This is a genomic window from Telluria sp. RT2P19 (assembly GCF_059685725.1).
Genome location: NZ_JCASIL010000016.1, coordinates 25,165 through 51,981, shown reverse-complemented (window position 1 = coordinate 51,981; position 26,817 = coordinate 25,165). Strand labels below are relative to the sequence as shown.

The window sequence follows — 26,817 nt, the reverse complement described above, 5'->3', positions numbered from 1 at the left end:
CCACCCCACATCACCCAACGCCACCCCACATCACCCAACGCCACCCCACATCACCCGACACCACCCCACATCGCCCGACACCACCCCACATCGCCCAACGCCACCCCACATCGCCCCGCATCGCCTCACGCGTCTGCGCGCTCAACGCGCGTAATGCGCTGCTTCCCCCGCTTGCTCCTGACCGAGGCCGATGCCGTTGGCCCGTTCCTGCACCGCCTCCACATACCGCTTGAGCGCATCGTCGAGCGACGGCAGCAGCAAACCGCGTTCGCTGCTCATCGCGCTATAGCCCGGCCGGCGCGCCACGTAGCCGCACGCGTCGGTCGAGACTTCCTGCAGCTTCTCGTCCGACACGCCGGCCGCCGCGCAGGCGCGCCGCGCGAGTTCCGCCCAGCTCACCGCCTCCCCATTGGTCAGGTGCCAGACCCCGCGTTCGCGGTCGATCAGCAGGTCGAGCGAGACGTTGACCAGGTCGGGCACATAGGTCGGCGACACCGTCACGTCGCGCGCCGCCTGGAACGGCAGGCCGGCGTCGAGCGCATTGAGCGCCTGGGTCACGAAATTGTGCTGGTCCCAGGGACCGAAGAAGGAACTGGTGCGGATCACCAGCGCCTGCGGGTCGGCGTCCAGCACACGCTGCTCGGCTTCGAGCTTGCTGCGCCCGTACACGCCGAGCGGATTGGCCGGATCGGACTCGACATACGGCTGCTCCTTGGCGCCGTCGAACACCAGGTCGGTCGAGAAGGTCATGAAGCGCAGCGCGTGGCGGATGCAGGCCAGCGCCAGCACGGTCGGCCCCAGTGTGTTCTCGCGCATGCAGCGCTCGGTGTCGCCCTCGGCCTCGTCCACCCGCACGTAGCCGCCCGCATTGACGATCGCCCATGGCTTGAAGCGCATGATCGCCGCCTCGACCGAGGCCGGATCGGTGATGTCCATCTCTTGCCTTGTCAGCACGTGGCAGGCCAGGTTGCGCTTTTCGCAGATGCGCTTGAAGGCCGACCCCAGGGTGCCGCTGGCGCCCGAGATCAGGATCGGCTGCACGCGGCTGGACTTGAACTGGCTGCGCACGGCGATGTCGGCAACCGCCGTGCGGGTCGCGACCGGCTTGCACAGGAAGCGTCCCGGCCGGCGCCACCAGCCCTCGCCCTGCAGCACGGGATTCGACAGCGGCCGCTTGCTGGCCAGCTCGCGCATCAGGGTGGCGACCGCGGTCGGCCGTGGCGTGGCGCCGCGCACGTCGAACGGGCCAGGCTCGTAGTAGCCGCGGCATTCGGTCACCAGGCAGTTCCAGTCGAAGGAGCCGAGCAGGGCCCAGACCGTGACCGCGCGCACGTCGGCGCCCTGCTGGCGCACCTTGAGCGCGGCATTCCAGATCTCGAGCAGCCAGCGCATCTGGTCTTCGCGGTTGGCGTCGATATGCGCTTCGGTGATCGCGATCGGCAGGCCGTAGCGTTCCCAGGTTTCCACCAGCAGTGGGGCGATGCCGGGCGTCGGCGTGGCCAGTGCGCGCGGCGCCTCGACGTCGGCATGCGCCACGCCGCGGTAGACGTGGCGGTGCGTCTCGGGATAGCGCTCGGGACGATGGTCGAGCCAGCGCTCGCTGGTGATGTAGTAGTTCACGCCGACCACGTCGGGCGGGCAGGGGTTCTCGTGGAACCAGCGCAGCTCGTCCTCGGTCGCGCCGGAATCGAGCAGGTAGCCCCACAGCTTGTGGTGCTCGTCGACCATCCCGCACAGCAGGTCCCAGGCCAGCCAGCGGCGCTCATTGAAGAAGCCGGTGATCTCTTCCATCTCGGGCGTGCCATAGGTCTTCGACAGGTCGTCGGTCTGGACCAGTTTAGCGTCCGGATTGACGGCGCGGATCGCGCGCATCGACAGCACGGTGGCGCGGCACTGGACCAGCAAGGCGCGGATGAAGGTCGCTTCATCGCCGCCGTGCGGGTACCAGACCCCGGCCAGGCCCGAGAAGCGCGCCGTGGTGCAGATCTCGTTGACCGGCGTGTAGTACTCGACCCACGGGTAGCGCGCGGCCACCGCGCCGGCGTAGTCTGCCAGCAGGTCGGGGAAGGCGGGATCGACCAGGCTGGTGTGGCGCGGGCCGCTGCCGTGGTGGACCAGCCCCACGATCGGGTTGACCCCCAGCTGGCGCAGCGCCGTCAGGCGCTCGTCGGCCCATGACCAGTCGGCCTTGTCGACGCCGTCGGGTGCGGTGCGCTCCCAGAGCACCGGGTAACGGATCGCCTGGATGCCGAGGGAGGCGAAGCGTTCGATGTCCTGCAGGCGCTCGGCGTGGCCATTGCGGTCCATCTGGCTGAAGTAGTTGTCGCGTACGCGGTTGACCGTGCATTCGAGACCGCCCCACAGGGCCAGGTCCGGCATGGAAGAGTCGTTGTGAATATTCATGAAAGCTGTACCTGCGTGATGAACACAGATCCCAGCCTAACGGCCAGATGCGAGCGCATATGTGAGGTAGCCAACACAATTCGTCTTTTTCGGACAATTCCTACTTTATGTCGGAATTTCAATAATTACCCTTTTTAACTCAACGGCTTACGCGTTTTTACAGGGTTCCTGTGACATCCTGGCGCAGCGTCGGATGCGCGCATGAACCGGGTATGCACCGTCGGTGCGCCGCCGGCCCGTGCTTCGGGAGACAATGCGCGCGGAGCCAATATGAAAGGATTGCGGCATGTATATGGTGTACTGGACGGTGGTGGACGAGGGAGGAGCGCAGCCGCATTCCGAACCGTTCGACACCAGCGAGATGGTCCCGGCGATGCAGTTCATGGAAGGGCTGCGCGCACGCCAGCGCGCGGGCGAAGGCGTGCGTTTCATCACCATGTGCTCGGAGCACCCGGATGTGGTGGGGCATCCGGGGGTCGACATCACCGGGCCCGAATACAACTGGAAGAAACGGCGCAGGTGAGCCTGGATCGCGCTTCACGCGCAGGCCGTGCTAGGGAAGGCGGCTCTTGAGGATCTTGCCGCTCGGCGCGGCGGGCAGCGCGTCCATGAACACGATGCGCGCGGGCCGTTTATAGGGCGCCAGGCGCGGGCGCAACCACTCCTGCAGCGCCGCCTCGTCCACCCCATGCGCCTCGACGAAGGCCACGACTTCTTCCTCGGCGCCGGGCAACGGACGACCGACCACCGCCGACTGCACGACCGCCGGATGGGCATTCAGCGCGGTCTCGACTTCCAGCGGATAGATATTGAAGCCGGAGCGGATGATCAGTTCGCGCGTGCGGCCCAGCAGGAACAGGGCGCCGTCCGGCTCCTGGCACCCCAGGTCGCCGGTGGCCAGCCAGCCGTCCGGCGGCATGGCGGCGCTGCTGGCGATCGGGTCGCGGTAGTAGCCGCGCATCCGTCCCGGACTGCGTATCCACAGCTCGCCGGCGCCGCCCGGCGCGACGTCGAGACCGGCGCGATCGACGATGCGCACCTCGACGCCGGGGATCGGCAGGCCGACCGAGGTGTCGCTGCGCGGGGCGTCGAGGCGGGTCTGGCTGACGGTCGGCCCGCCCTCGGTCAGGCCGTAGCCGTTGTGCAGGGGCAGGCCAAGCATGGTTTCGACCGCGCGCTTGAGGGCTGGATCGAGCGGCGCGCCGCCGGCGTAGCAAAAGCGCAGGCGCGAGGGGATCGGCTCGGCAGGGCCGGCCGCGATCGCCAGCAGGCGCGCATACATCGCCGGCACGCCCTGCACGATGGTCAGCTCGCCGGCGCGGATCGCGGCCAGCAGGGCGCCGGCATCGAAGCGCGGCGCCAGTTGCAGGCAGGCGCCCGCGTACAGGGTGCCGAGCAGCACCGAGGTCAATCCATAGACGTGCGAGATCGGCAGGCCGCCCCAGGCGCGGTCTTGCGGCGCCAGGCCGCGCAGCCGGCTCGAGGTGGCTGCCACGAACAGCAGGCCGGCGTGGCACAGCATCACGCCCTTGGGCTGGCCGGTGGTGCCGGTGGTGTACATCAGGGCCGCGACCTGGTCGCTGCCCGCTTGCACCGGCTCGGGCCTGCAGGCGGTGTCGATCGGGCCAGCCAGCACGCCGGCGGCGGCGTCCCGGCAGGGCAGGGCGCCGGTACGCGCCGCATGGCGGGCGGCGTCTGGTGAGTTGGCCGTGAGGTACAGCACGCGCCGCGCGCCACTGTGCGCGCGGATCGATTCCAGCTCGCCCTCGCTCAGGCGCGCGTTGACGATGACGCTCCAGGCGTCGATGGCGGCGGCCGCGAACAGCAGCGCCACCTGGGCCACGCAGTTCTCGGCCACCAGCATCACGCGGTCGCCGGGACGCACCCCGAGATCGCGCAGCAGTGCCGCATGCGTGCCGGCGGCGGCGGCCAGCTGCGCATACGACCAGGTGCGGCCGTCCTCGACGAGGGCCGGAGCGTCCGGCCTGCGGTCGGCGCCGTGGCGCAGGATGTCGCTGATGCGGCGATAGTCGGTGGACGGCATGAGGCGGACGGTGGATCGACAGGGGCACACGTTATACCGCCTGGCGCGATGCACCGCAAGTGGACTTGCATGAAAGTACATGATTTCAGCCGTGCGCTAGCCAGGAGGTTTATACTATTTTTGTAAATCCGCCAACAACCAGAGGAGACACTGTCTTGGCACGGAAGGACGCAAGCGGCAATATGATGCGCAGCGATGCGCGCTACGGCGCCCCGGCCGGCCGGCCGGTGCTGTCCGAGGCGCGCGCGGTCCTGACCCACGACGTACTCGCCATCGACGAGCGCGGGCGCCGCAGCGCCATCGCCATTCCCGCCGAACGGCCGCTCACGATCTATGTCGACCGGCGCGAACTGGTCACCCTGATGACCCTGGGCGGCGCACCCGAGGCGCTGGTGCTGGGTTACCTGCGCAACCAGCGCCTGGTGCGCGCGCTCGAAGACATCGTGTCGATCCAGGTCGACTGGTCGGTGGACGCGGTGGTTGTCGTCACCCGGCACGGCATCCAGGACGTCGAGGCGCGCACCGCAAAGAAAGTGGTCACCACCGGCTGCGGCCAGGGCTCGGTATTCGGCGGCCTGATGGACGAGGTGGACCAGATCGCGCTGCCGGCGCATGCGCGCCTGGCGCAGGCCAGCGTCTACCGCATCGTCGACACCATCCGCACCCAGCAATCGGTCTACAAGCAGGCCGGCTCGGTGCACGGCTGCGCCCTGTTCACGGCCGACGGCGAACTGCTGTACTTCGTGGAGGACGTGGGCCGCCACAACGCGGTCGACGCCATCGCCGGCCTGATGTGGCTCGACGGCGTCGAGGGCGCCGACAAGGTGTTCTATACCACCGGCCGGCTCACCTCCGAAATGGTGATCAAGGGGGCGCAGATGGGCATCCCGTTCCTGCTGTCGCGCTCGGGCACCACGCAGATGGGCCAGATGGTGGCCGAACGGGTCGGCATGTCGCTGCTGGCGCGCTGCAGCGGCCGCCATTTCCTGCTGCTGGCAGGGCACGAGCGCCTGGTGTTCGAACCGCAGCTGCTGGACACGCCCTATGTGCGCCCGGACCTGCGCGCGGACGCCCCTGTTCGCGACTAGATGGCCCTGCTGGACGCCACCACGCACGCCTTCGCGCTGCTGTTCAGCGGCGATGCGGCCCTGTGGCATATCGTCTGGGTCTCGATCAAGACCAGCCTGCTGGGCCTGATGCTGGCCACGCCGCCGGCGGTGCTGCTCGGTTACCTCATCGCCATGCATCGCTTTCGCGGACGGCGCATCGCGGTCTGGCTGGCGCAGGCCGCGTTGTCGCTGCCCACCGTCCTCATTGGCCTGCTGCTGTACCTGATGCTGTCGCGGCGCGGACCGATGGGCGGGCTCGAATGGCTGTTCTCGCAGCCAGGCATCGTGCTCGGACAGCTCATCATCGGCATGCCGGTGCTGCTGGCCTTCACGCTGGCGGCGGTGCAGGCGCTCGACCCGCGCTACGCCGAGACCGCGATCGCCCACGGCGCTTCGCCCCTGCGCGTGATGTTCACCGTGCTGCACGAGGCGCGCTACGGCGTGATGGCGGCAGTGATCAGCGGCTTCGGACGCGTGATCTCCGAAGTCGGCTGCGCGCTGATGGTGGGCGGCAATATCGAGGGCGAGACCCGCACCATCACCACCGCGATCGCGCTCGAGACCAGCAAGGGCGAGTTCGCCCAGGGCATTGCGCTGGGCATCGTGCTGGTGACGCTGGCGCTGCTGATGAATGGCGTGCTGGTGCTGCTGCAGGGCGAGGCCCACAATCCGGGAGCGCGGCTGTGAGCGCCGATGTGGCCCCATTGCTGACGGTGCACGCGCTGCGCAAGGCCTATGGCGAGCGCCTGCTGTTCGACATCGAGCGGCTGGAGATCGAGAAGGGTGGCGCCTACGTGCTGACCGGCGCCAACGGCACGGGCAAGAGCACGCTGCTGCGCATGCTCGGCGGCCTGGAACGGTGCGATGCCTGCACGGTCGAATTCGAAGGAAGCCGCCTGCCGCTGTATCCGTATCCGCATGCGCTGCGACGCGGCATCGTCTACGTGCACCAGCACCCGATCATGTTCTCGACCAGCGTCGGTCACAACATCGCCTACGGCCTGCTGGTGCGCGGGGTGGACAGGCAGCTAGTGCGCGGCATGGTCGACGAGGCGATGGCCTGGGCCGGCGTGCTCCACCTGCGCGACAATGACCCTGCGCGCCTGTCGGGCGGCGAAAAGCAGCGCGTGGCGCTGGCGCGCGCGCGGGTCTTGCAGCCGCGCCTGCTGCTGCTGGACGAGCCGACGGCGAATCTCGACGGCGCCGCGCGCGAGCAGGTGATCGGGCTGATCCCGACCCTGGTCGAGCAGGGCGCAAGCGTGGTGATGGCCTGCCATGACCGCGACCTGATCAACCTGCCCGGCGTGCGCCGCCTCAAGTTGCGCGAGGGGCAGCTCGAAGCAAGGTAAGCATATCCAACCACAACAAAGGAGAAAGACCATGCAACGCCGTTCCCTGTTAGCCGTCCTGCTGTGCGCCGCCTTCGCCTCGCCTTCGGTGCTGGCGCAAGATGTCATCAAGCTGTCGACCACGACCAGCACCGAGAACTCGGGCCTGCTCAAGCACCTGCTGCCCGTGTTCGAAGCCAAGACCAATACCAAGGTTCAAGTGATCTCGGTGGGCACCGGCAAAGCGCTCGAACTGGCAAAGAACGGCGACGTCGACGTGACGCTGGTCCATGCTCGCGAGATGGAAGACAAGTTCGTCGAAGAAGGCTGGGGCGTGGACCGGCGCGACGTGATGTACAACGATTTCATCGTGGTCGGCCCCGAGGCCGATCCGGCGCGCATCAAGGGCTCGAAGGACGTGGTCGACGCCTTCAAGCGCATCGCGGCGACCAACGCCAAGTTCATCTCGCGCGGCGACAACTCGGGTACCGACGTGATGGAGAAGGGCTACTGGCAGCGCGCGGCGAGCAAGCCGCAGGGCGCCAACTACGTCTCGGCCGGCCTGGGCATGGGCGAAGTGCTGAACATGGCGGCCGAGATGCGCGCCTATACGCTGACCGACCGCGCGACCTATGGCGCCTATAAAGCCAAGACCGGACTGGCGATCGTGGTCGAAGGCGACAAGCGCATGTACAACCCCTACGGCATCATCGCGGTCAATCCGGCCAGGCACGCCGGCGTGAACTACAAGGGCGCGAAGCAGCTGATCGAGTGGATCACTTCGCCGGAAGGGCAGGCTAGAATCGTCTCGTTCAAGCCAGCCGGCGAACAGTTGTTCTTCGCGCCGCTGCGTTAAAAGCGGGCCTGGCCACTCAGCGGGACGGGTCGTTCATGCCGGTCAGGCCGAGCGGATGACCGCCCACGGTCACGACGCCGTCCCTGAGCACGACGGTCGACGTGCCGCTGACGTCGGGCAGCTGGAGCTCGATCGTGTCCCCGCGCTGCACGAAGCTGCCGCGCGCCGCGCAGGTGCCGAACATCGGCGTCGGCCTGACACCGGACGCATCGGCCAGCAGGAAGAAGAACAGCGTCTCGCAGCTGTTGCCGCGGCCGCCGCTGCTGGCCATCAGGATCGCTTCCCTCCCGCCGGACAGGTTGAAGCTGCGCAGCGGGAACTGCCAGCCGGCGTCCTCGCCAGTGAACAGGACCCGGCCGCCCAGGGTCACGGCGCGGCTGCCGTCGGCGTTGGTGCGGCGGTCGAGCAGGCCGGCGACGGTCGACAGCGAGGCCGGCAGGTTGTCGGCATTGCTGTCGATGAGGCCGCGCTCCGTCACGGCGGCATCGCCCGTGTCTTCTTGCGCCTGGGTGGCGCGCGGCGCTTCCGGATCGAGCGCTTCGTCGGGCATGGCGAGCGCCCCCAGCACGCCGAGGATGACGGCGGCAATCATGACGCCCACGCCCCACTGCGACCACCTGCGCTGGACCCGGTTGAAGTGTTCGAGGCTGTCCCACTGCTTGTTTTTCCAGGCCATCTCGCGGCCCTTGAAGCCGAGCCACAAGGCTACCAGCCAGCCGAGATAGGGCACGAAGGCCAGCAGTCCGATCCAGGTGCGGTTGCCGATCGCCCAGATTCCATTGAGGAAGAAGGCGCCCCAGCTCCAGCCTTTCACGCCGTCGGGAATGCCGTCCGGCGTCGACGGGCCGGTCATGCGAGGCTTGTCGAGGTTGACGGCGGCGGCGTCGCCCCCGGCTTTCTGGCCGCAGACCGAGCAATATGCGGCGTCCGGCGCCATTTGCGCGCCGCAGTGAGAACAGAACATGGGCTTTCTCGCGGAAGGAAAAGGAAACGGCGCCGCGAACATCGCGGCGCCGCTGGACGATTATAACGATCGTCGGCAGGATCGAAACTAACCCATTTTCACGCGCTCGCGATCAGACCGACGGCGGATCGGTCTCGCGCGCGAAGACCCGGTGCCCGGCCAGCGCGGTCTTGAAAGCATCCAGCGCGACATCCGCATTGGCTGGGTCGCCCAGGATCAGGCCCGGGTCGGCCGAGCCGTCCGGCAGCTTCTGTGGAACCATGGCCTTGGCCAGCAGGCTTGATCCGTCGCCGAAAGCCAGGATCGGCTTGCCGTGGCGGTACTGCTCGCGCAGGAACTCGAGCACCTGCGCATTCCTGGCCAGCGTCTCGACGGCCGCGGCGCCATCGGGCACGATCACGGCGTCGTACATCACCGAGGGGCCTGCCTCGACCGAGATCTCGACGTCGATCGGATCGCCGTCGCGCGCCTTCACCTTGCCCAGCATATTGCCGACCATGCGCGGCACGGCGCCATCCTTGAGCAGGCTGGCGTACTGCTTCTTGACCGCCTTGTCGTCCACGCCGCTGGCGATCAGCACCGCCACGCGGCGGCCCTTGACGCCGGCCTGGCCCGGACGGCTCAGCAGCGACAATGCCGGCGACGGCGGATAGGCCGGGATCGGGGCGTCGGTCGCCAGCGGCAGCGGCTCCGGCACTTCCAGGCCCAGGCCCTCGGCCACGCGCGCCACCAGGGTCGCGTCGACGTTGGCCAGCAGGGCCAGCGTGCGGATACGCACGGCCGGCGTCTGGACCCGGGTCAGCTCGAAGCGGAAGGCATTCACGATGTGGTTCTGCTCGGCCGGCGTCTGGCTTTGCCAGAACAGGCGCGCCTGCGAGTAGTGGTCGGCGAACAGCTCGGGCTTGCCGCGCACCTTGTCTTCGCCGGCCCGTTCCGGGAAGCTGGTAAAGCCCATTTTCCCGGCCTGGAACGGACAGCCACCGCCCAGCGAGTTCGGCTCGTAGTTCACGCGGCCGCGGTTGATCGCCTGGCGGTGGAACCCGTCGCGCTGGTTGTTCTGGATCTGGACGATCGGCGAATTGATCGGGATCTCGTGGAAGTTCGGGCCGCCCAGGCGCGTCAGCTGGGTGTCCTGGTAAGAGAAATTACGGCCTTGCAGCAACGGGTCGTTGGTGAAGTCGATGCCCGGCACCACGTGCGAGGTGCAGAACGCCACCTGTTCGGTCTCGGCGAAGAAGTTGTCCGGGTTGCGGTCCAGGACCATCTTGCCCACCGGGCGCAGCGGCACCAGCTCTTCCGGCACGATCTTGGTCGGGTCGAGGATGTCGAAGGCGAAGCCGGCGGCCTCTTCTTCGGTGAACACCTGCAGGCCCAGTTCATATTCGGGGAAGTTGCCGGCCTCGATCGCCTCCCACAGGTCGCGCCGGTGGAAGTCGGGATCGGCGCCCGAGATGCGCACCGCCTCGTCCCACACCAGCGAGTGGGTGCCGGCCAGCGGCGTCCAGTGGAACTTGACGAAGCGCGATTCGCCCTGCGCATTGACCAGGCGGAAGGTGTGCACCCCGAAGCCCTGCATGGTGCGGTAGCTGCGCGGAATGGCCCGGTCCGACATCGTCCACATCAGCATGTGCGCGATCTCGGGCGACAGGGAGGCGAAGTCCCAGAAGGTATCGTGGGCGGTGGCCGCCTGCGGCATGGCGTGGTGCGGCTCCGGCTTGGCGGCGTGCACCAGGTCGGGGAACTTCATCGCATCCTGGATGAAGAACACCGGCATATTATTGCCCACCAGGTCCCAGTTGCCTTCCTCGGTATAGAACTTGACGGCGAAGCCGCGCACGTCGCGCGCGGTGTCGGTCGAGCCGCGCTCGCCGGCGACGGTCGAGAAGCGCACGAACACCGGCGTGCGCTTGCCCTTCTTCGCGAACGGGACGGCGCGCGTCAGCGCGCTCAAGTCCTCGTAGGCTTCGAAGTAACCGTGGGCGGCCGAGCCGCGCGCGTGCACCACGCGCTCGGGGATGCGCTCGTGGTCGAAGTGGCTGATCTTTTCGCGCAGGATGAAGTCTTCGAGCAGGGTCGGGCCGCGCAGGCCGGCCTTGAGCGAGTGCTGGTTGTCGGCCACCGGCACGCCCTGGTTGGTGGTCAGGTGGCGCTTGGCCGGGTCGACGCGCACGCGGTCGAGCGGATCGGTGGTCGGGTTCTCGCCCTTCGGCGGGTTGCCGTCGCCGACCTTGTCGTTGGCAATGATCTCGCTGGCGGTACTGCCGGTGGCGGCATGGGTGGACGGCTTGAACTGCTCGCCCTCTGGCGGCGTGCGCGCGGCTTCGCCGTATTCGCCGGCCTTGGTGGCGTTGTAGGGGCGGTCGGCCGCCAGGTCCTGCTCGGAAGGAATCTTGTCGAGCAGCCGGTCGGCGACCGGGTTGCCGACGCCCAGGCTCTGCGGTGGATCGGCGTCCGAGGGACCGGACACGGTACTCAAGATCGAGCCCGCGCCGTCGACCGGGCTGGCGTGTTTGGAAGTTGTCATCCTGTTCCTCGCTGGTTGTTAGGTGTAAATAAATAACCTCTACAACATAGCTCAGCAAGAAGCACACACTCCGTGAGTTGACGCACCTAATACAATAAAGGCATCAAATTATTTCTATGCACAAGATAGCAAACGTCTATCGATACCTCATTGCACGACCTGGCGTACCTCGATCGACCGCAGCCGCTTGACGTGGCGCGACGCCGGTTCGCAGGTCGTCCGCCGACACGAGCGCCAGCGGGTCTTCGGCGCGGGACAGCGGCTCCTGGCGCCGGACTTGTCGGCCAGGCTCACTCGGGAAAGTTCGGTCGCCGGCCGTTTGCGTCATGCGTCGGCGTCCAGGGTCAGGGTGTGTTCGACCTAGCCGCCGATAGTGAGCCCGGATGGCGCCCTGGCGGGTGACGCCTCGTGCGCAAGGGCCCAAGCAGGGCAGGCGAAGCTGAAGGTCGAGGATCAGGTGGGCAAGGCGGCGCATGGGTTTCCGCATTGGCTGGCCGTTCAATAGCGACCTACGACGACCTGGCCGAACTGGATGCCTTGACTACCTTTCGCGCACTACATCAGGATGACGTCGTACTGCTCCTGGTGATACCCCTTCTCGACCTGCAGCGAAATGCGCTTGCCGATGAAGTCGCCCAGCATGGCGAGATGCTGCGATTCTTCTTCCAGGAACAGGTCGATCACCTCCTGCGAGGCGACGATGCGGAATTCGCGCGGGTTGAACTGCTTGGCTTCGCGCAGCAGTTCGCGCAGGATCTCGTAGCAGATCGTGCGGCTGGTTTTGACTTGTCCCTTGCCCGAGCAGGCCGGGCAGGGCTCGCACAGGATGTGGGCCAGCGATTCGCGGGTGCGCTTCCTCGTCATCTCGACCAGGCCCAGGGCCGAGAAGCCGCTCACCGACACCTTGGTGCGGTCGCGCGCCAGGGTCTTCTTGAGCTCGGCCAGCACCGCGTTGCGGTGCTCGTTGTTCTCCATGTCGATGAAGTCGAGGATGATGATGCCGCCCAGGTTGCGCAGGCGCAGCTGGCGCGCGATGGCGTGCGCCGCCTCCAGGTTGGTCTTGAAGATCGTGTCGGCGAAATTGCGGCCGCCGACATAGCCGCCGGTATTGACGTCGATGGTCGTCATCGCCTCGGTCTGGTCGACGATCAGGTAGCCGCCCGACTTCAGGTCCACGCGCCGACCCAGTGCGCGCAGGATTTCCTCTTCCACGCCGTACAGGTCGAACAGCGGCCGCTCGCCCGTGTAGTGCGCCATGCGCGACAGCACGCTCGGGGTATAGATCTTGGCGAATTCGGCCAGTTTGATGAAGTTCTCGCGCGAGTCGACCTGGATGCTGGCCGTCTCGTCGTGCACGAAGTCGCGCAGCACGCGCTGGGCCAGGCTCAGGTCCTGGTACAGCAAGGTGGTGGGCGGCAGGGTGCGCGCGCCCTGCACGATGGCGCCCCAGGTCTTGCGCAGGTAGTCGACATCGGCCGCGATGTCGTCGCTCGACGCTTCCTCGGCCATCGTGCGCACGATGTAGCCGCCTTTTTCCTCGGCTGGCAGGATGCTCTGCAGGTGCGCGCGCAGGCGTTCGCGCTCGGCTTCCTTCTCGATCTTTTGCGAGATGCCGATGTGGTGGTCCTGCGGCAGGTAGACCAGCATGCGCCCGGCGATCGAGATCTGGGTCGACAGGCGCGCGCCCTTGGTGCCGATCGGGTCCTTGATCACCTGCACGGTCAGCACCTGGCCGTCGAACAGCAGCTTTTCGATCGGGGTCGGCGGGGCATTGCCGCCGTCGTGGCTGCGCGCTTCCCAGATATCGGCCACGTGCAGGAAGGCGGCGCGCTCCAGGCCGATATCGATGAAGGCCGACTGCATGCCCGGCAGCACGCGGACCACCTTGCCCAGATAGACGTTCCCCGCCAACCCGCGCGTGAGCGTGCGCTCGATGTGCAGCTCTTGCACCGCGCCCTGCAAGACCAGCGCCACGCGCGTTTCCTGCGGTGTGATGTTGATGAGGATGTCTTCGTTCATGGACCCTGCCGTGCGTATTGTTCAGGGTGACATGATACACCCCGGAAGCGGCTGGCAAGGTGGCGTGGACGGCTTGCCGTCCACGCGTTCAACGTTAAATCGCCAATCCCGCCTTGCGCAGCAGGTTCGCCGTCTCGAACAGCGGCAAGCCCATGATTCCAGAGTGGCTGCCCTCGATGTGCTCGATGAACAGCGCCGCCGGTCCCTGGATGCCGTAGCCGCCGGCCTTGTCATAGGGTTCGGGGGTGGCGCAGTAGGCCTTGATCTGGCCCGGGGTGAGCGTGGCGAAGCGCACGTTCGACACTTGCGTGAGCTGCTCGGCCACGTTCTGGGCATGCACCGCGACCGAGGTCAGCACCTGGTGGGTGCGGCCGGACAGGCGTTCCAGCATCGCCACCGCCTCGCGCGCGTCGGCCGGCTTGCCGAGGATCTCGCCGTCGATGGTGACGGTGGTATCGGCTGTCAGTACGGGGCGCAGCGGCTGGCGGCGCCGCGCCAGGAGGTTGTAGGCGAAGGCGCCCTTGGCTTTCGCCACCCGTGCCACATAGGTGTGCACGTCCTCGCCCGGCAAAACGTCTTCGCTGACGTCGACCGGGCGACCCGGAGCGCTGCGCAGCAGCATCAGTTCAAAATCCACGCCGATCTGGCGCAGCAGTTCGCGCCGGCGCGGGCTTTTCGAGGCGAGGTAGATCGTGTTCTGGTTTTTCATCGCGGCTTGTATGTCGACGTCGGGTCAAACGCGGTGGTACGGATGATTCTGGGTGATCGACCAGGCGCGGTACAGCTGTTCCGCCAGCATGACCCGGACGATTCCGTGCGGCAGGGTCATGCTGGAGATGCGGATCAGTCCTTCGGCGCGCGCCTTCAGCTCGGGATCGAGGCCATCGGCCCCGCCGATCAGGAAGGCGGTGTCGCGGCCGTCGCGCTGCCAGGTTTCCAGCTGCTGCGACAGGCCGACGCTGGTCAGGTCCTTGCCGCGCTCGTCCAGGGCGATGATGCGCACGCCCTTCGGCAGGGCCGCCTCGATGCGCTCGCGCTCGAGCGCCATCGCGGTGGCGGCGGTCTTGCTGCCGGAGCGCTCGACCGGCTTGATTTCCTTGAGCACGATGCGCAGCTCGGGCGGCATGCGCTTCGTGTACTCGGTGAAGCCGGACTCGATCCAGGCCGGCATCTTGTGGCCGACCGCGGCAATGATCAACTGCATGCCTTGCCCTTACTCGGCATCCTTCTTGATGCGGCGGATCACCTTCTTGACCGGTGCCTCGGCGGCTGGCGCGGCCTTCGGCGCGGCCGCCTTGGCCACGCGCTTCGGCGGCTTGGCCTTGGTCGCTTCGACGGCGGCGACTTCGGTCTTGCTCGGTGCGACCTTCACGGTCTTGCCGGTCGGGACGGCCTTGGCGGCGGCCTTCTTGGCGGCCGGCTTCTTGGCGGCGACGGTATCGGTGGCGGCGGCCTTGGTCGCGCGCTTGGCGGCCGGCTTGCGCTCGTTGACCGGCTTGGCTTCGTCCTGCGCCTGGTTGGCGGCCAGGTGCTTCGACTTCGGCTTGGCGGCGTCGGCTTCGATGCCCTCGGCGGTCGACTTGCGCTTGGCGGCGCCCAGCTTGACCGGCTTCTCGCCCCAGATTTCTTCGAGGCGGTAGTACTGGCGGATCGCCGGCTGCATGATGTGGACGATCATGTCACCCAGGTCGACCAGCACCCATTCGCCGGTGTCTTCGCCTTCCAGGCCGATGACGTCGCCGCCCGCCGCCTTGACCTTGTCGCGCACCGAAGCGGCCAGCGCCTTGGTCTGGCGGTTCGAGGTGCCCGAGACCACGGCGATGCGGTCGAACAGGCTGGTCAGGTGGGTCGTGTCGAACAGGACGATGTCCTGGCCCTTGACGTCTTCCAGGGCGTCCACGACGAGGGTTTGCAGTTTCTTGATATCCATTAGTTTTTGTATAGGTGATGTTGTTGAATATAGTCTAGCACTTGCGCCATACCGAGCGCGCTTGCATCCGCGCCGGATTGCAGGGCCGCCCGGAGCTGGCTGGACGAGAGGTCCACATCCAGCGTGGGCGCGAGGCAGACTTTTCCGTGCGCCAGCAGGCGTACGGTGTCGGGCGTTGCAAGCCGCGCCGACAGTTCTTGGGCCACCAGGGGTGGCAATGCTTCTTGCGCCAGGTCGTAGCCCGGACGCGTCGCCACGCCCAGGTTGGCGAGAGCGAACAGTTCGCGCCATTCGTTCCAGCTGTCGAGCTTGCGCAACTGGTCGGCGCCCATCAGGAACACGATCGAGGCCCGCGGGCCCAGTTCCTGGCGCAGCGCGCGCAGGGTTTCGACCGTATAGGTCGGCGTTTTGCGTTCGACTTCCTGCAGGTCGATCGTCACCGGCAGCGCAGCGCTGCGCAGCGGTGCGAAGGCCAGTTCGAGCATCGCGATGCGATCAGGGTCGCTGGCCTCGAGGCCTTTTTTTTGCCACGGCTGGCCGGCCGGCAGGATGCGCAGCACGTCGGGCCGCAGCAGGCGCGTGAACAGCTGCGCCAGCGCCACGTGGCCCTGGTGCACCGGATCGAAACTGCCGCCCAGGACGGCGATGCAGCGGTTGCGGCCAAGCGCGCCGGCGGCCTGCGTCACGGCGCCAGCCAGTCCCGGTGCACCAGGAAGTCGGAATACAGGCGCGCTTCGGCGCTGCCGGGCTCGGGATGCCAGTCGTAGCGCCATTTGACGATCGGCGGCATCGACATCAGGATCGCCTCGGTACGCCCGCCCGACTGCAGGCCGAACAGGGTGCCGCGGTCCCAGACCAGGTTGAACTCGACGTAGCGGCCGCGCCGGTAGGCCTGGAAGTCGCGTTCGCGTTCGCCGTAAGGCTGGTCCTTGCGGCGCTGCAGGATCGGCAGGTAGGCGTCGAGGAAGCGATCGCCCACGCTTTGCACCAGCGCATACGATTGCTCGAAGCCGAGTTCGTTCAAGTCGTCGAAGAAGATACCGCCGATGCCGCGCGGTTCCTTGCGGTGCTTCAGGTAGAAGTAATCGTCGCACCAGGTCTTGAAGCGTGGGTACTGCGCGCTGCCGAACGGCGCCAGCGCGTCGTGGCAGACCTGGTGGAAGTGGCGCGCGTCCTCGAATTCGCCGTAGTATGGGGTCAGGTCCATGCCGCCGCCGAACCACCAGACCGGCTCCTTGCCGGGCGCGGTCGCTTCGAAAAAGCGCACGTTCATGTGCACCGTCGGCGCATAGGGGTTACGCGGATGCAGCACCAGCGACACACCCATCGCTTCCCAGGCCCGGCCCGCGAGCTCGGGCCGCACGGCCGTGGCCGATGGCGGCAGGGCCGCGCCGCGCACGTGCGAGAAGTTCACGCCGCCCCGTTCAAATACATTGCCTTCCTCGACCAGGCGCGAGATGCCCCCGCCGCCTTCGGGGCGCACCCACTCGTCGCGCAGGAACGGCTTGCCGTCGACCTGCTCGAGACCATGGACGATGCGCGCCTGGAGCTCGAGCAGCCAGGCCTTGATGACGGTGGGGTGGGGGGCAGACATGAAGATGGGATAACGGACAATGAAAAGTGGGCCGATTGTACACCGGCCCACGTGATGCTTACATCTGGCGTTGGATGGGAAGGCTTGGCGCCTACTGTGGCAGGCGCTTATTTCACGCCGCGCCAGCCGATGTCGCGCCGGTACTGCGCGCCATTGAAATGGATCTTCTCGACGCTTTCATAGGCCTGCTTCTGCGCCATCCTGACGCTGTCGCCCAGGCCCACCACGCACAGCACGCGGCCACCGCTGGTCTGCAGCTTGCCATCGACCAGCTTGGTGCCGGCGTGGAAGGTGATGCATTCAGCGGTCTCGGGTGGGATGCCGGCGATGACGTCACCCTTGCGCGGGCTGTCCGGATAGCCGGCGGCGGCCAGCACGACGCCCACGGCGGTACGGCGGTCCCATTCCAGCTCGACCGCATCGAGGGTGCCGTTGCAGGCGTGTTCGAGCACAGTGGCGAAGTCGCTCTTCAGGCGCGCCATGATCGGCTGGGTTTCCGGGTCGCCCATGCGGCAGTTGAACTCGAGCGTGCGCGGATTGCCTTCGCCATCGATCATCAGGCCGGCGTACAGAAAACCGCTGAACGGGATGCCGTCACGCGCCATGCCCTGGATGGTCGGGTCGATGATCTCGCGCATCACGCGCGCATGCATCGACGGCGTCACGATCGGCGCCGGCGAGTAGGCGCCCATGCCGCCCGTGTTCGGGCCCTGGTCGGCGTCCTTCAGGCGCTTGTGGTCCTGGCTGGTGGCCAGCGCCAGCACGTTTTTGCCGTCGCACATGACGATGAAGCTGGCTTCCTCGCCGGCCAGGAACTCTTCGATCACGATGCGCGCGCCGGCGTCGCCGAAGGCGTTATCGGACAGCATGTGGTCGACCGCGCCGTGTGCCTCTTCGAGCGACATCGCGACCACCACGCCCTTGCCGGCGGCCAGGCCGTCGGCCTTGATGACGATCGGTGCGCCGTTGGCGTCGATATAGGCATGGGCCGCGGCCGCGTCGGAGAAGGTCTCGTACCTGGCGGTCGGGATGCCGTGGCGCTGCATGAAGGCCTTGGCGAAATCCTTGGAGCTCTCGAGCTGGGCCGCTTCGCGGGTCGGGCCGAAGATCTTGAGGCCGCGCGAGCGGAACAGGTTGACGATGCCGGCCGCCAGCGGTGCTTCCGGGCCGACCAGGGTCAGGGCGATGCCCTCGGCCACCACGAAGTCGGCCAGCGCTTCCGGCTCGGAGAGTGCGACCGTCACCAGGCGATCGTCGAGCGCGGTGCCGCCGTTGCCCGGCGCGACGAAGACCGTCTGGGCGCGTTCCGATTGGGCCAGTTTCCACGCCAGCGCGTGTTCGCGGCCGCCCGAGCCGACTACGAGGATTTTCATATTGCGTACCAAGGTTATTCTTCGATCACGGCGTTGGTGAACACTTCCTGGACGTCGTCCAGGTTTTCCAGCGCGTCGAGCAGCTTCTGCATCTTGACCGCGTCCTCGCCCGTGAACACGGTCTCGGTGGCGGGCTTCATGATAACTTCGGCCACTTCGGCCTTGAAGCCGGCCGCCTCCAGCGCCTCTTTGACGCTCGAGAAGGCGTGCGGATCGCACAGCACTTCGAAGCCGCCTTCCTCGTCGGCCGCGACGTCGTCGGCGCCGGCCTCGAGTGCCGCTTCCATCAGCTTGTCTTCTTCGACGCCCGGTGCGAACAGGAACTGGCCGGTGTGCGTGAACATGAAGGCGACCGAGCCTTCGGTGCCCATATTGCCGCCGAACTTGCTGAAGGCGTGGCGGACCTCGGCCACGGTGCGCACGCGGTTGTCGGTCAGGCAGTCGACGATGATCGCCGCGCCGCCGATGCCATAGCCTTCGTAGCGCACTTCTTCGTAGTTGACGCCTTCGAGTTCGCCCGAGCCGCGCTGGATCGCACGGGTGACGTTATCCTTCGGCATATTCGCGTCCGCGGCCTTCTCGACCGCCAGGCGCAGGCGCGGGTTCGACGCAATGTCGCTGCCGCCCATGCGCGCGGCCACGGTGATCTCCTTGATCAGGCGCGTCCAGATCTTGCCGCGCTTGGCATCAGTGGCGGCTTTCTTGTGCTTGATATTGGCCCATTTGCTGTGTCCAGCCATGTCGAGAATTCCTTAGACGGTATGCAAGAGTGGCCGATATTCTAGCATAGGCCCCCCTTGTAAATTCGTCGCCGACACAGGCTCAAATGTCACGGAAACAACACTCCGGTTCCCAGTGCGAGCAGCGCCAGGCCGCCCGCGCAGGCGATCCAGTGGCCGCTGGCGAGGCGGATCTCGGCCAGCACGAACAGGCCCACGACGACGATGGCGGCCGGGTTGTCCGGGCCGGCGGCCAGCAACAGGAGCATCAGGAGCCAGCAACAGCCCAGGCACTGGCGGGCGTGGGCCGCGCCGCGCCCGACGGCGCCGGCCAGGCCGTCGCGCCAGCCGGCCAGGATGCCGGGAAGCGGGGCCCGACAATGTTCCAGGCAGGCATGCTTGACGGGCGTCCATTGGTAGACGCCGGCCGCCACCATGGTCAGGCCCAGGAGCAGGGGGTGACGTACCGCGTCGCTGGAGCCCGACTCATGCAGGCTCCATTGGACGATCGCGGCCAGCAGGGCAAAGCCCGTCCAGGCGCCCAGGTAGCCGAGCACGAACAGGGAGGTGCACAGGCGCGCCCGCTGGGCCGCGCGATGCCCGGCCAGGCGCGCGAACAGCACCGTGGCGCGGCTGGCCAGCGGCAGCATCAGCGCCGTGCACAGGCCGGCCCAGGTCAGGAACACCAGCGCCAGCTGGGCGGCCTGGTAGGCAAGGGAGGGCGAGGCGATGGCGGCGGAAGTGGCGCCGGCTGCGCCGTTCGGGCCCGCGACCGGTGCGGCGACGCTCGCGGCGCCGACCGGAGCGGCGGCGTCGGCCAGTGGCGGGCTGCTGAGCACCAGGCCGCCCAGCACGAGACCGGCCCAGCACAGGCTGGCCAGCAGTGACACGACGATCAGGGCCAGCAGGACCAATCGGTCGCGCCCCAGGCGCGCTTCGATGTCGCCCAGCTTCATGGCGGCGCTCCTGGTGGACCCGTGAGCGCTGTCTTCCAGGTCATGATGGTTTCTCCTTTTGTTGAGGTACACCTTTTCGACCCCGCGCCGCCCGGCCCGTTCGGCGAACGCGGCCGGATGCGACGGGATGCCGAGTCCGCCGTTGCCGGGAGCCCTATCAGGATGGGACAATGGTGCAACTCCCTTACCACGCCCCCTGCGGCGCGCTGTCACGATCGGCCCGGGCAAGGCGCCGAACTTCGGCTTTGCCGCCACAGCCGTGCGCCGACCTTGATCCCGTTCAGAACGCCAAGGTGCCAAATGTGGTTTGAATGGTCGCGTGCGCGAATGCGGTATTCTTATGAGCCATCATCCTGTGTATCCGGGACCAACCGCCGTCGCCCACACCATGACAACCACCACCACGACCACCGCGCCGATCGTCCCACGCATTGCGCTCATCGCCCACGACAAGAAAAAAGACGACATGATCGCGCTCGCCGCCGAATACCGCGCGTTCCTGCAGGGCTGCGCGCTGTCGGCCACGGGCACCACCGGCGGCCGCCTGATCAACGAGCTGGGCCTGGCCGTCGAGCGCAAGCACTCGGGACCGGTCGGCGGCGACCTGCAAATCGGCTCGCTGCTGGTCGACGGCCTGATCGACTGCGTCATCTTTTTGCGCGACCCGATGACCCCGCAGCCGCACGAGCCCGATATCAACGCCCTGGTGCGCGCCTGCGACGTGCACAACATCCCATGCGCGACCAACGTCTCGACCGCGCGCCTGGTGCTGTCGCAACTGATGCGTTCGCGCGCCACCGACTAAAGGAGAACCCATGCTCGCCAAAGCGATCCGGATCGCCGCCAACGGCGGCCCAGAAGTAATGGAATACGTCGACGTCGAGGCGCCCGCGCCCGGACCCGGCGAAGCGCGCATCGTCCAGCATGCGATCGGCCTGAATTTCATCGACGTGTATTTCCGCACCGGCCTCTACCCGCAGCCGCTGCCCGGTGGCCTGGGCAAGGAAGGCGCGGGCGTGGTCGAGGCGGTGGGCGAGGGCGTGACCCACGTGAAGCCGGGCGACCGCGTGGCCTATGCCGGCGGCCCGCTCGGCGCCTACGCCAGCGTGCGCACCATGCCGGCCCGCTTCCTGGTCAAGCTGCCGGACGCGATCGCCTTCGATACGGCGGCCGCCATGATGCTGCAGGGGCTGACGGTGCAATACCTGCTGCGCCAGACCTATCCGGTCAAGGCCGGCGACACGGTCCTGTTCCACGCCGCGGCCGGCGGCGTCGGCCTGATCGCCTGCCAGTGGGCGCGCGCGCTCGGCGTGCGGCTGATCGGCACCGTCGGCTCGACAGAGAAGGGTGAGCTGGCGCTGCGCCATGGCGCGGCCCACGTCATCGACTATAACAAGGAAGACATCGTCGCGCGCGTGCGCGAGATCACCGGCGGCGAAGGCGTGCCGGTGGTGTACGACTCGGTGGGCAAGGATACCTTCGTCGCCTCGCTCGACTGCCTACGGCGGCGCGGGCTGATGGTCAGCTTCGGCAATGCGTCGGGCGCGGTGGAGCCGTTTGCCCCCGCCGAGTTGTCGAAGCGCGGCTCGCTGTTCCTGACCCGTCCGACCCTGTTCGACTACATGGCCACGCAGGAAGAGCAAGAAGCGATGACGGGCGAGCTGTTCGAGATGGTCGCGAGCGGCAAGGTCGAGATCGAGGTGCGCCAGCGCTTTGCGCTCGCGCAGGCGGCCGACGCGCACCGGGCGCTGGAAGCGCGCCGCACGACCGGTTCGACGGTGCTGCTGCCATGAGGGATGCGCCTGACGACGATGCCGCGGCGCCGCTGCCGCCCTCCGCGCCGCCAGGTGACGGCGCGCCGAAGTTCGGGCGCCTGCTGATCGTGCTGGTGCTGGCGATGCTGGTGGTCGTGGCGCTGACCTTCGGCTCGGAAGCCTACTTCACCTGACGCCATGGGCGACTTCAACCGCGCATATGATCGGGTCTTCGTTCCCGACCGCCTGACGGTCGGGCTGATGACGCCCATGCAGGGCGCACCGGGCGCGCTGGCCGACCTGGCGCTGGCGCAGCAGCATGCGCGCCTGGCCGACGCGCTGGGCTTTGCCGCCCTGTGGACCCGTGACGTGCCCCTGATGATCCCGCAGGGCAGCGCGGGCGAGACCGCGGCGCTGGACGATCCCTTCCTGTGGCTGGCCGCGCTGGCGGCGGTCACGCAGGATGTCGTGCTCGCCACCGGCGCCATCGTGCTGCCGCTGCGCCACCCGCTGCACGTGGCCAAGGCGGCGCTGACCCTGGACCGGATCAGCCATGGCCGCCTGCTGCTGGGCGTGGGTTCGGGCGACCGGCCGGAAGAATTCGCCCGTTTCGGCGCCGACCTCGAAACGCGCGACGCCAGCTTCCGCGCGCATTGGGAGGCGGTGCGCAGCGCGCTCGCGCCGGACGCTGTCGGCGGCGTGCAGGAAGGGCAGTACCGCGTGCTGCCGCCGCCGCAGGCGCGCATTCCGATGATCGCGGTGGGCAGCGCGCGCCAGTCGCTGCAATGGATCGCGGGGCATGCCGACGGCTGGGCGAGTTATCACCGCGAAGAAGACCGGCAGAAGGGCCGCATCGCGCTATGGCATATGGCGCAGGACCAGCGCTCGCCTGGTCTGCGCAAGCCCTTCATCCAGTCGGTGCAGCTGGACTTGCTGGACGACGCCGATGCGCCGGCCGAGGCGATCGAGCTGGGATTGCGCACCGGCCGCCATGCGCTGGCTGCCTATCTCGAACGCATGCGCGAAGCCGGGGTCGCCCACATCCTGTTCAACCTGCACCGTGGACCGCGCCCGGTCGAGGACATGGTGCGTGAACTGGGCGAACACATCCTGCCGCAGCTGTGAGCCTGCCGGCGCGCCGCATGTTGTTGACATGGAAAAGCCGTGCCGCTTCGATGGCCGAATAATAAGATACCGGTAACTAAACCACTCACCGTGGCGCGCGACAAGAACCGCGCCAGCGTCATCATCTGGTCGATCGGGAACGAGACCCCGGTAGGCGAGCCGCGCAACATCTTCATCGGCAAGCTGGCCGACACCGTGCGCGGCCTGGACGACACGCGCCTGGCGGCGGCGCTCGAGGTGCACCGCGAGGGCCGGCAGGTCGTGGTCGAGGACCCGCTGGCCGACAAGCTGGACCTGGCCAGCTTCAACGAATACGCCGGCTGGTACTGGAGCGATCCGCAGGACATGCTGGACTACCGCTTCGACATCAAGCTGGACAAGCCGGTGGCCGTCAGCGAGTTCGGGGCCGATGCGCTGGGCGGCTACCATGCCGACGCCACGACGCGCTGGAGCGAGCAATACCAGGAACGGCTGTACCGGAACCAGCTCAGGATGCTGGCTGCGATCCCCGGCCTGCGCGGCATCACGCCGTGGATCCTCGCCGACTTCCGCTCGCCGCGCCGGCCGCACCCGCGCTACCAGGATTTCTGGAACCGCAAGGGACTGATCTCGGACACCGGCCAGAAGAAAAAGCCTTCCATACGCTCAAGCGCTACTACGACGAGATGCAGAAGAAGTACCGCCAGGGGACCGTGAACCAGGGGCGCCAGGCGGGCGATGCTAGAATCGCGGCCATGGAAAAACCCGCCCCGAAGGACGCCCCAGCCACCGCGCGCAAGAGCCGCAAGGGCGCCACGCCCACGGTGCGCGACGTCGCCCGGCTGGCCGGCGTGGCGCCGATGAGCGTCTCGCGCGCGCTGAACAATCCCGATTCGGTCTCGCCCGACATCCTGCAGCGCGTGCGCGAGGTGGTGGACCGGGTCGGCTACGTGCCGAACCTGCTGGCCGGCGGCCTGGCCTCCAAGAAAAGCCGCATGGTGGCGGCCGTGGTGCCGACCATCAGCGGCTCGGTCTTCCTCGAGATGGTGCAGGCGCTGACCGACGGCCTGGCCGCGCGCGGCTACCAGCTGATGCTGGGCCAGGCCGGCTACGAGAATTCGCGCGAGGACGCACTGCTCGAGGCCATCATCGGCCGCCGCCCCGATGGCGTGGTGCTGACCGGGATCATGCGTTCGGAGCAGGGCCGGCGGCGCCTGCTGGCCAGCGGCATTCCGGTGGTCGAGACCTGGGACCTGACCGACAACCCGATCGACATGCTGGTCGGCTTCTCGCATGAAAAGATCGGCAAGGCGGTGGCCGAATACCTGATCCGGCGTGGCCGCCGCAGGATCGCCGCCATCAGCGCCAACGACGAGCGGGCGGTGCGCCGCAACCGCCATTTCGCCGACACCGTGCTGGCGCTGCAGCCAGGGCTGGGCCCGGACCGCGCGGCGGTGCCGACCTGCATCGTGCCGGCACCGACCACGCTGGGCAGCGGCCGCACCGGCCTGCGCGAGCTGCTGGCCCAGGACCCTTCCATCGACGCCGTCTTCTGCAGCTCGGACATGATGGCGCAGGGCGTGCTGCTCGAGGCCCTGGCGCTGGGCATCGAGGTGCCGCGGCAGCTGGCCGTCGTCGGCCTGGGCGACCTGGCGTTCTCGCGCGACCTGTACCCGCCCCTCACCACGGTGCGCATCGACGGCACTGCCATCGGCTCCACCGCGGCTCAGCTGATCATCGACCGCGCCGAAGGCCGGCCGGTCGAGGAACCGGTGCGCGACGTCGGCTTCGTCATCGTCGAACGCGCCAGCAGCTGAGCTATTCATCCGATTGACTTGTTCTTCAAGATACCGGTATCATAGGTCTCGCTTTGATACCGGTAACATTCAAGGAAGAACGATGACCATAGAGACGACGACCGCGCCGGTCCTGGCCCCGGGCGCGACGCCCACGATCACCGCGATGCGCGTGGTGCCGGTGGCGGGACGCGACGGCATGCTGCTCAACCTGAGCGGCGCCCATGCGCCTTATTTCACCCGCAACCTGGTCATCCTGACCGACAGCAGCGGCAACCAGGGCGTCGGCGAAGTGCCGGGCGGGGAGAGCATTCGCCAGACGCTGGAGGATGCGCGTTCCCTGGTGGTCGGTCAGCCGCTCGGCGCCTGGAACGCCGTGCTGCGCTCGATGCGCACCACCTTCGCCGGCCGCGACGCCGGCGGCCGCGGCCAGCAGACGTTCGACCTGCGCGTCATGATCCATGCGGTGGCGGGCGTCGAATGCGCGCTGCTCGACCTGCTCGGCAAGTTCATGGGCGTGCCGGTGGCCGACCTGCTGGGCGATGGACGCCAGCGCGACCACGTCGAGATGCTGGGCTACCTGTTCTACGTGGGCGACCGCAAGGTCACCGACCTGCCGTATGCCAGCGAACCGGATGCCGACGACGACTGGCTGCGCCTGCGCCATGAGCCGGCCATGGACACCGACGCCATTGTGGCCCAGGCCCGCGCCGCGCAGAAGCGCTACGGCTTCAGGAACTTCAAGCTCAAGGGCGGCGTGCTGCGCGGCGAACAGGAAATCGAGGCGGCGCGCGCGCTCAAGGAAGCGTTCCCGGAAGCCGGCATCACGCTCGACCCGAATGGCGGCTGGCTGCTGCAGGACGCCATCCGGCTGTGCCGCGACATGAAGGGCGTGCTGGCCTATGCCGAGGACCCGTGCGGCGCGGAAGGCGGCTATTCGGGCCGCGAGACGATGGCCGAATTCCGCCGCGCCACGGGCCTGCGCACCGCCACCAATATGATCGCCACCGACTGGCGCCAGCTGGCGCATGCGGTGCAGCTGCAGGCGGTCGACATTCCGCTGGCGGACCCGCATTTCTGGACCATGCAGGACACCGTGCGCGTGGCCAAGATGTGCGAGGCCTGGGGCCTGACCTGGGGCTCGCATTCGAACAACCATTTCGACATTTCGCTGGCAATGTTCACCCATGTGGCGGCGGCGGCGCCGGGCGACATCACGGCCATCGACACTCACTGGATCTGGCAGGACGGCCAGCACCTGACCCGCAATCCGCTGCGCATCGAAGGCGGCATGGTCGCGGTGCCGACCACGCCTGGCCTGGGCGTGGAGCTGGACATGGAGGCGGTGGAGGCGGCCCACCAGTGCTACCTGGCGATGGGCCTGGGCGGGCGCGACGACGCCATCGGCATGCAGTACCTGATCCCGAACTGGAAATTCGACAGCAAGACGCCGTGCATGGTGCGCTAGCCGCGCCAGACTGACCGTTTGTCTCTTGGCCTGCCGCGCGTCGCGTGGCGGGCCTTTTTTGCGTCGGCGCGGACGCACCGATCATGAAACCCGTTAGCAGAAAAAAAACGTCACCCCCGCGCAGGCAGGGATGACGTGGTCGGTTGACTACCTGGCTGCCTGCGCGGCCGAATCAGCTGTTCGGTTCCTTCTTGACCTCGACCCGGCGCGCCACGCCCGACGGGCCGGGGAAGCCCTCGAAGGCGGCATGCACCAGGGCCGGCATGATTTCCGGCGTCGACATATTGCGGCTGGTGTTGTGCACCGTGACGTCGAACAGGCGCTTGCCGTCGCGCGACGACTTGATCGAGACCTGCAGCTCGCGCCGGTAATGGTGCTCGACCGAGGTCTGGTAAGCCGGATACGGGCCCCAGAACGGATCGTAGAACGGGCTGTACCAGCCGCCCCAGTAGCGGCGGTTGAAGCCGCGGTAGCCGTAGCCGAAGCGCGCGCTCGGATAGAAATACGGCGTCATGACCGGCTCCAGCACGCGCACCGGCAGGTCGGTGGTGGTGAAGCGCATCGATACCGTCAGTGCCGGGGTGGCGCCGTCAGCATCGCGGAAACCCTGGCGCGCCAGCTGGTTGCGCACCAGTTCCTGGTAGCTGCGCCATTCCAGCGTATCGTCCTGCGGAGGTGGGACTTCGAATACATAACTCTTGTCTTCCATCTGGGCCGGCCATTGATGGAAGGTGGTGACATCGCTGCGGATGGTGGTCGCGCAACCGCCCAGGAGCAGTGCGAGCGCCGTGCCGGCGGCGACCATGATGAGGCGTTTCATACCCGATCTCCAAAATATATATGCGGAATTTCCCCAATGATCAAGCTTACTGTTTG

General features: G+C 67.5%; 26 protein-coding genes. 12 read left to right on the top strand and 14 right to left on the bottom strand.

The annotated features are described in order from the left end of the window. Positions 1 to 141: 141 nt before the first annotated feature. Positions 142 to 2,403: a family 1 glycosylhydrolase gene (locus AC56KW_RS18990; protein WP_497172228.1), complete on the bottom strand. Its 2,262-nt coding sequence runs from the start codon at positions 2,401 to 2,403 to the stop codon at positions 142 to 144. 286 nt (positions 2,404 to 2,689) lie between these two features. Between AC56KW_RS18990 and AC56KW_RS18985 the strand changes: the two genes are divergently transcribed. Next, positions 2,690 to 2,926, top strand: a complete 237-nt coding sequence (locus AC56KW_RS18985) for a hypothetical protein (RefSeq protein WP_497172227.1) — start codon at positions 2,690 to 2,692, stop codon at positions 2,924 to 2,926. Between the two features lie 30 nt (positions 2,927 to 2,956). Here AC56KW_RS18985 and AC56KW_RS18980 read toward each other — a convergent pair whose 3' ends face one another. Next, entirely contained in the window at positions 2,957 to 4,447 is a 1,491-nt protein-coding gene (locus AC56KW_RS18980; RefSeq protein WP_497172226.1) for a class I adenylate-forming enzyme family protein, read from the bottom strand. 185 nt (positions 4,448 to 4,632) lie between these two features. On the opposite strand from AC56KW_RS18980, the gene AC56KW_RS18975 reads away from it, so the two are divergent. From AC56KW_RS18975 to AC56KW_RS18960, 4 genes are read left to right on the top strand one after another with little or no spacing between them, the layout of a single operon-like run. After that, positions 4,633 to 5,535 (top strand): formate dehydrogenase accessory sulfurtransferase FdhD, encoded by a 903-nt coding sequence (locus tag AC56KW_RS18975; protein ID WP_497172287.1) that lies wholly within the window; start codon positions 4,633 to 4,635, stop codon positions 5,533 to 5,535. Further along, positions 5,536 to 6,243: an ABC transporter permease gene (locus AC56KW_RS18970; protein WP_497172225.1), complete on the top strand. Its 708-nt coding sequence runs from the start codon at positions 5,536 to 5,538 to the stop codon at positions 6,241 to 6,243. It begins immediately after the preceding gene. An 8-nt stretch (positions 6,244 to 6,251) separates the two neighbouring features. Further along, complete coding sequence (locus tag AC56KW_RS18965; RefSeq protein ID WP_497172286.1) at positions 6,252 to 6,905, top strand: energy-coupling factor ABC transporter ATP-binding protein; 654 nt, start codon at positions 6,252 to 6,254, stop codon at positions 6,903 to 6,905. Positions 6,906 to 6,936: 31 nt separating this feature from the next. Beyond that, positions 6,937 to 7,740 (top strand): ABC transporter substrate-binding protein, encoded by an 804-nt coding sequence (locus AC56KW_RS18960; RefSeq protein WP_497172224.1) that lies wholly within the window; start codon positions 6,937 to 6,939, stop codon positions 7,738 to 7,740. 16 nt (positions 7,741 to 7,756) lie between these two features. Here AC56KW_RS18960 and AC56KW_RS18955 read toward each other — a convergent pair whose 3' ends face one another. From AC56KW_RS18955 to AC56KW_RS18905, 11 genes are all read right to left on the bottom strand, one after another. Continuing rightward, positions 7,757 to 8,704, bottom strand: coding sequence for a zinc ribbon domain-containing protein (locus AC56KW_RS18955; protein ID WP_497172223.1), 948 nt, complete (start codon positions 8,702 to 8,704; stop codon positions 7,757 to 7,759). Positions 8,705 to 8,816: 112 nt separating this feature from the next. Next, complete coding sequence (locus tag AC56KW_RS18950) at positions 8,817 to 11,228, bottom strand: catalase (RefSeq protein ID WP_497172222.1); 2,412 nt, start codon at positions 11,226 to 11,228, stop codon at positions 8,817 to 8,819. 555 nt (positions 11,229 to 11,783) lie between these two features. Next, positions 11,784 to 13,247, bottom strand: coding sequence for a ribonuclease G (gene rng, locus AC56KW_RS18945; RefSeq protein ID WP_497172221.1), 1,464 nt, complete (start codon positions 13,245 to 13,247; stop codon positions 11,784 to 11,786). 94 nt (positions 13,248 to 13,341) lie between these two features. Further along, positions 13,342 to 13,956, bottom strand: a complete 615-nt coding sequence (locus tag AC56KW_RS18940) for a Maf family protein (RefSeq protein WP_497172220.1) — start codon at positions 13,954 to 13,956, stop codon at positions 13,342 to 13,344. 24 nt (positions 13,957 to 13,980) lie between these two features. Continuing rightward, positions 13,981 to 14,451 carry a 23S rRNA (pseudouridine(1915)-N(3))-methyltransferase RlmH gene (gene rlmH / locus AC56KW_RS18935; RefSeq protein ID WP_071361491.1) on the bottom strand — a complete coding sequence of 157 codons (471 nt, stop codon included), beginning with the start codon at positions 14,449 to 14,451 and terminating at the stop codon, positions 13,981 to 13,983. A gap of 9 nt (positions 14,452 to 14,460) precedes the next feature. Continuing rightward, positions 14,461 to 15,177 (bottom strand): ribosome silencing factor, encoded by a 717-nt coding sequence (rsfS, locus tag AC56KW_RS18930; RefSeq protein WP_497172219.1) that lies wholly within the window; start codon positions 15,175 to 15,177, stop codon positions 14,461 to 14,463. Continuing rightward, positions 15,177 to 15,863, bottom strand: coding sequence for a nicotinate-nucleotide adenylyltransferase (locus tag AC56KW_RS18925; protein ID WP_497172218.1), 687 nt, complete (start codon positions 15,861 to 15,863; stop codon positions 15,177 to 15,179). The genes rsfS and AC56KW_RS18925 overlap by 1 nt, the downstream gene beginning before the upstream one ends. Further along, positions 15,860 to 16,771: an oxygen-dependent coproporphyrinogen oxidase gene (gene hemF / locus AC56KW_RS18920; protein ID WP_497172217.1), complete on the bottom strand. Its 912-nt coding sequence runs from the start codon at positions 16,769 to 16,771 to the stop codon at positions 15,860 to 15,862. Before hemF ends, AC56KW_RS18925 begins: the two co-directional genes overlap by 4 nt. A gap of 107 nt (positions 16,772 to 16,878) precedes the next feature. Next, positions 16,879 to 18,144: a phosphoribosylamine--glycine ligase gene (purD, locus tag AC56KW_RS18915; protein WP_497172216.1), complete on the bottom strand. Its 1,266-nt coding sequence runs from the start codon at positions 18,142 to 18,144 to the stop codon at positions 16,879 to 16,881. A gap of 14 nt (positions 18,145 to 18,158) precedes the next feature. Continuing rightward, entirely contained in the window at positions 18,159 to 18,884 is a 726-nt protein-coding gene (locus AC56KW_RS18910; RefSeq protein WP_306392920.1) for a YebC/PmpR family DNA-binding transcriptional regulator, read from the bottom strand. Positions 18,885 to 18,973: 89 nt separating this feature from the next. After that, positions 18,974 to 19,990: a copper chaperone gene (locus AC56KW_RS18905; RefSeq protein WP_497172215.1), complete on the bottom strand. Its 1,017-nt coding sequence runs from the start codon at positions 19,988 to 19,990 to the stop codon at positions 18,974 to 18,976. 217 nt (positions 19,991 to 20,207) lie between these two features. Between AC56KW_RS18905 and AC56KW_RS18900 the strand changes: the two genes are divergently transcribed. The 7 genes from AC56KW_RS18900 to AC56KW_RS18870 all read left to right on the top strand — a co-directional run bounded on the left by AC56KW_RS18900 (position 20,208) and on the right by AC56KW_RS18870 (position 25,941). Then, on the top strand, positions 20,208 to 20,624 hold the full coding sequence (locus AC56KW_RS18900; RefSeq protein ID WP_497172285.1) for a methylglyoxal synthase: 417 nt from the start codon (positions 20,208 to 20,210) through the stop codon (positions 20,622 to 20,624). Positions 20,625 to 20,634: 10 nt separating this feature from the next. Then, a complete protein-coding gene (locus tag AC56KW_RS18895) occupies positions 20,635 to 21,612 on the top strand; it encodes a quinone oxidoreductase family protein (protein ID WP_497172214.1) in 978 nt (325 codons plus the stop codon). Further along, positions 21,609 to 21,767 (top strand): hypothetical protein, encoded by a 159-nt coding sequence (locus AC56KW_RS18890; protein ID WP_497172213.1) that lies wholly within the window; start codon positions 21,609 to 21,611, stop codon positions 21,765 to 21,767. The genes AC56KW_RS18895 and AC56KW_RS18890 overlap by 4 nt, the downstream gene beginning before the upstream one ends. 4 nt (positions 21,768 to 21,771) lie before the next feature. Further along, positions 21,772 to 22,698 (top strand): TIGR03571 family LLM class oxidoreductase, encoded by a 927-nt coding sequence (locus tag AC56KW_RS18885; protein ID WP_497172212.1) that lies wholly within the window; start codon positions 21,772 to 21,774, stop codon positions 22,696 to 22,698. Between the two features lie 90 nt (positions 22,699 to 22,788). Then, entirely contained in the window at positions 22,789 to 23,394 is a 606-nt protein-coding gene (locus AC56KW_RS18880) for a glycoside hydrolase family 2 TIM barrel-domain containing protein (RefSeq protein ID WP_497172211.1), read from the top strand. 38 nt (positions 23,395 to 23,432) lie between these two features. Further along, complete coding sequence (locus tag AC56KW_RS18875; protein ID WP_497172284.1) at positions 23,433 to 24,494, top strand: LacI family DNA-binding transcriptional regulator; 1,062 nt, start codon at positions 23,433 to 23,435, stop codon at positions 24,492 to 24,494. A gap of 82 nt (positions 24,495 to 24,576) precedes the next feature. Next, complete coding sequence (locus AC56KW_RS18870; protein ID WP_497172210.1) at positions 24,577 to 25,941, top strand: enolase C-terminal domain-like protein; 1,365 nt, start codon at positions 24,577 to 24,579, stop codon at positions 25,939 to 25,941. A gap of 172 nt (positions 25,942 to 26,113) precedes the next feature. Here AC56KW_RS18870 and AC56KW_RS18865 read toward each other — a convergent pair whose 3' ends face one another. Then, entirely contained in the window at positions 26,114 to 26,761 is a 648-nt protein-coding gene (locus AC56KW_RS18865; protein WP_497172209.1) for a DUF4136 domain-containing protein, read from the bottom strand. Between the last annotated feature and the right edge of the window lie 56 nt (positions 26,762 to 26,817).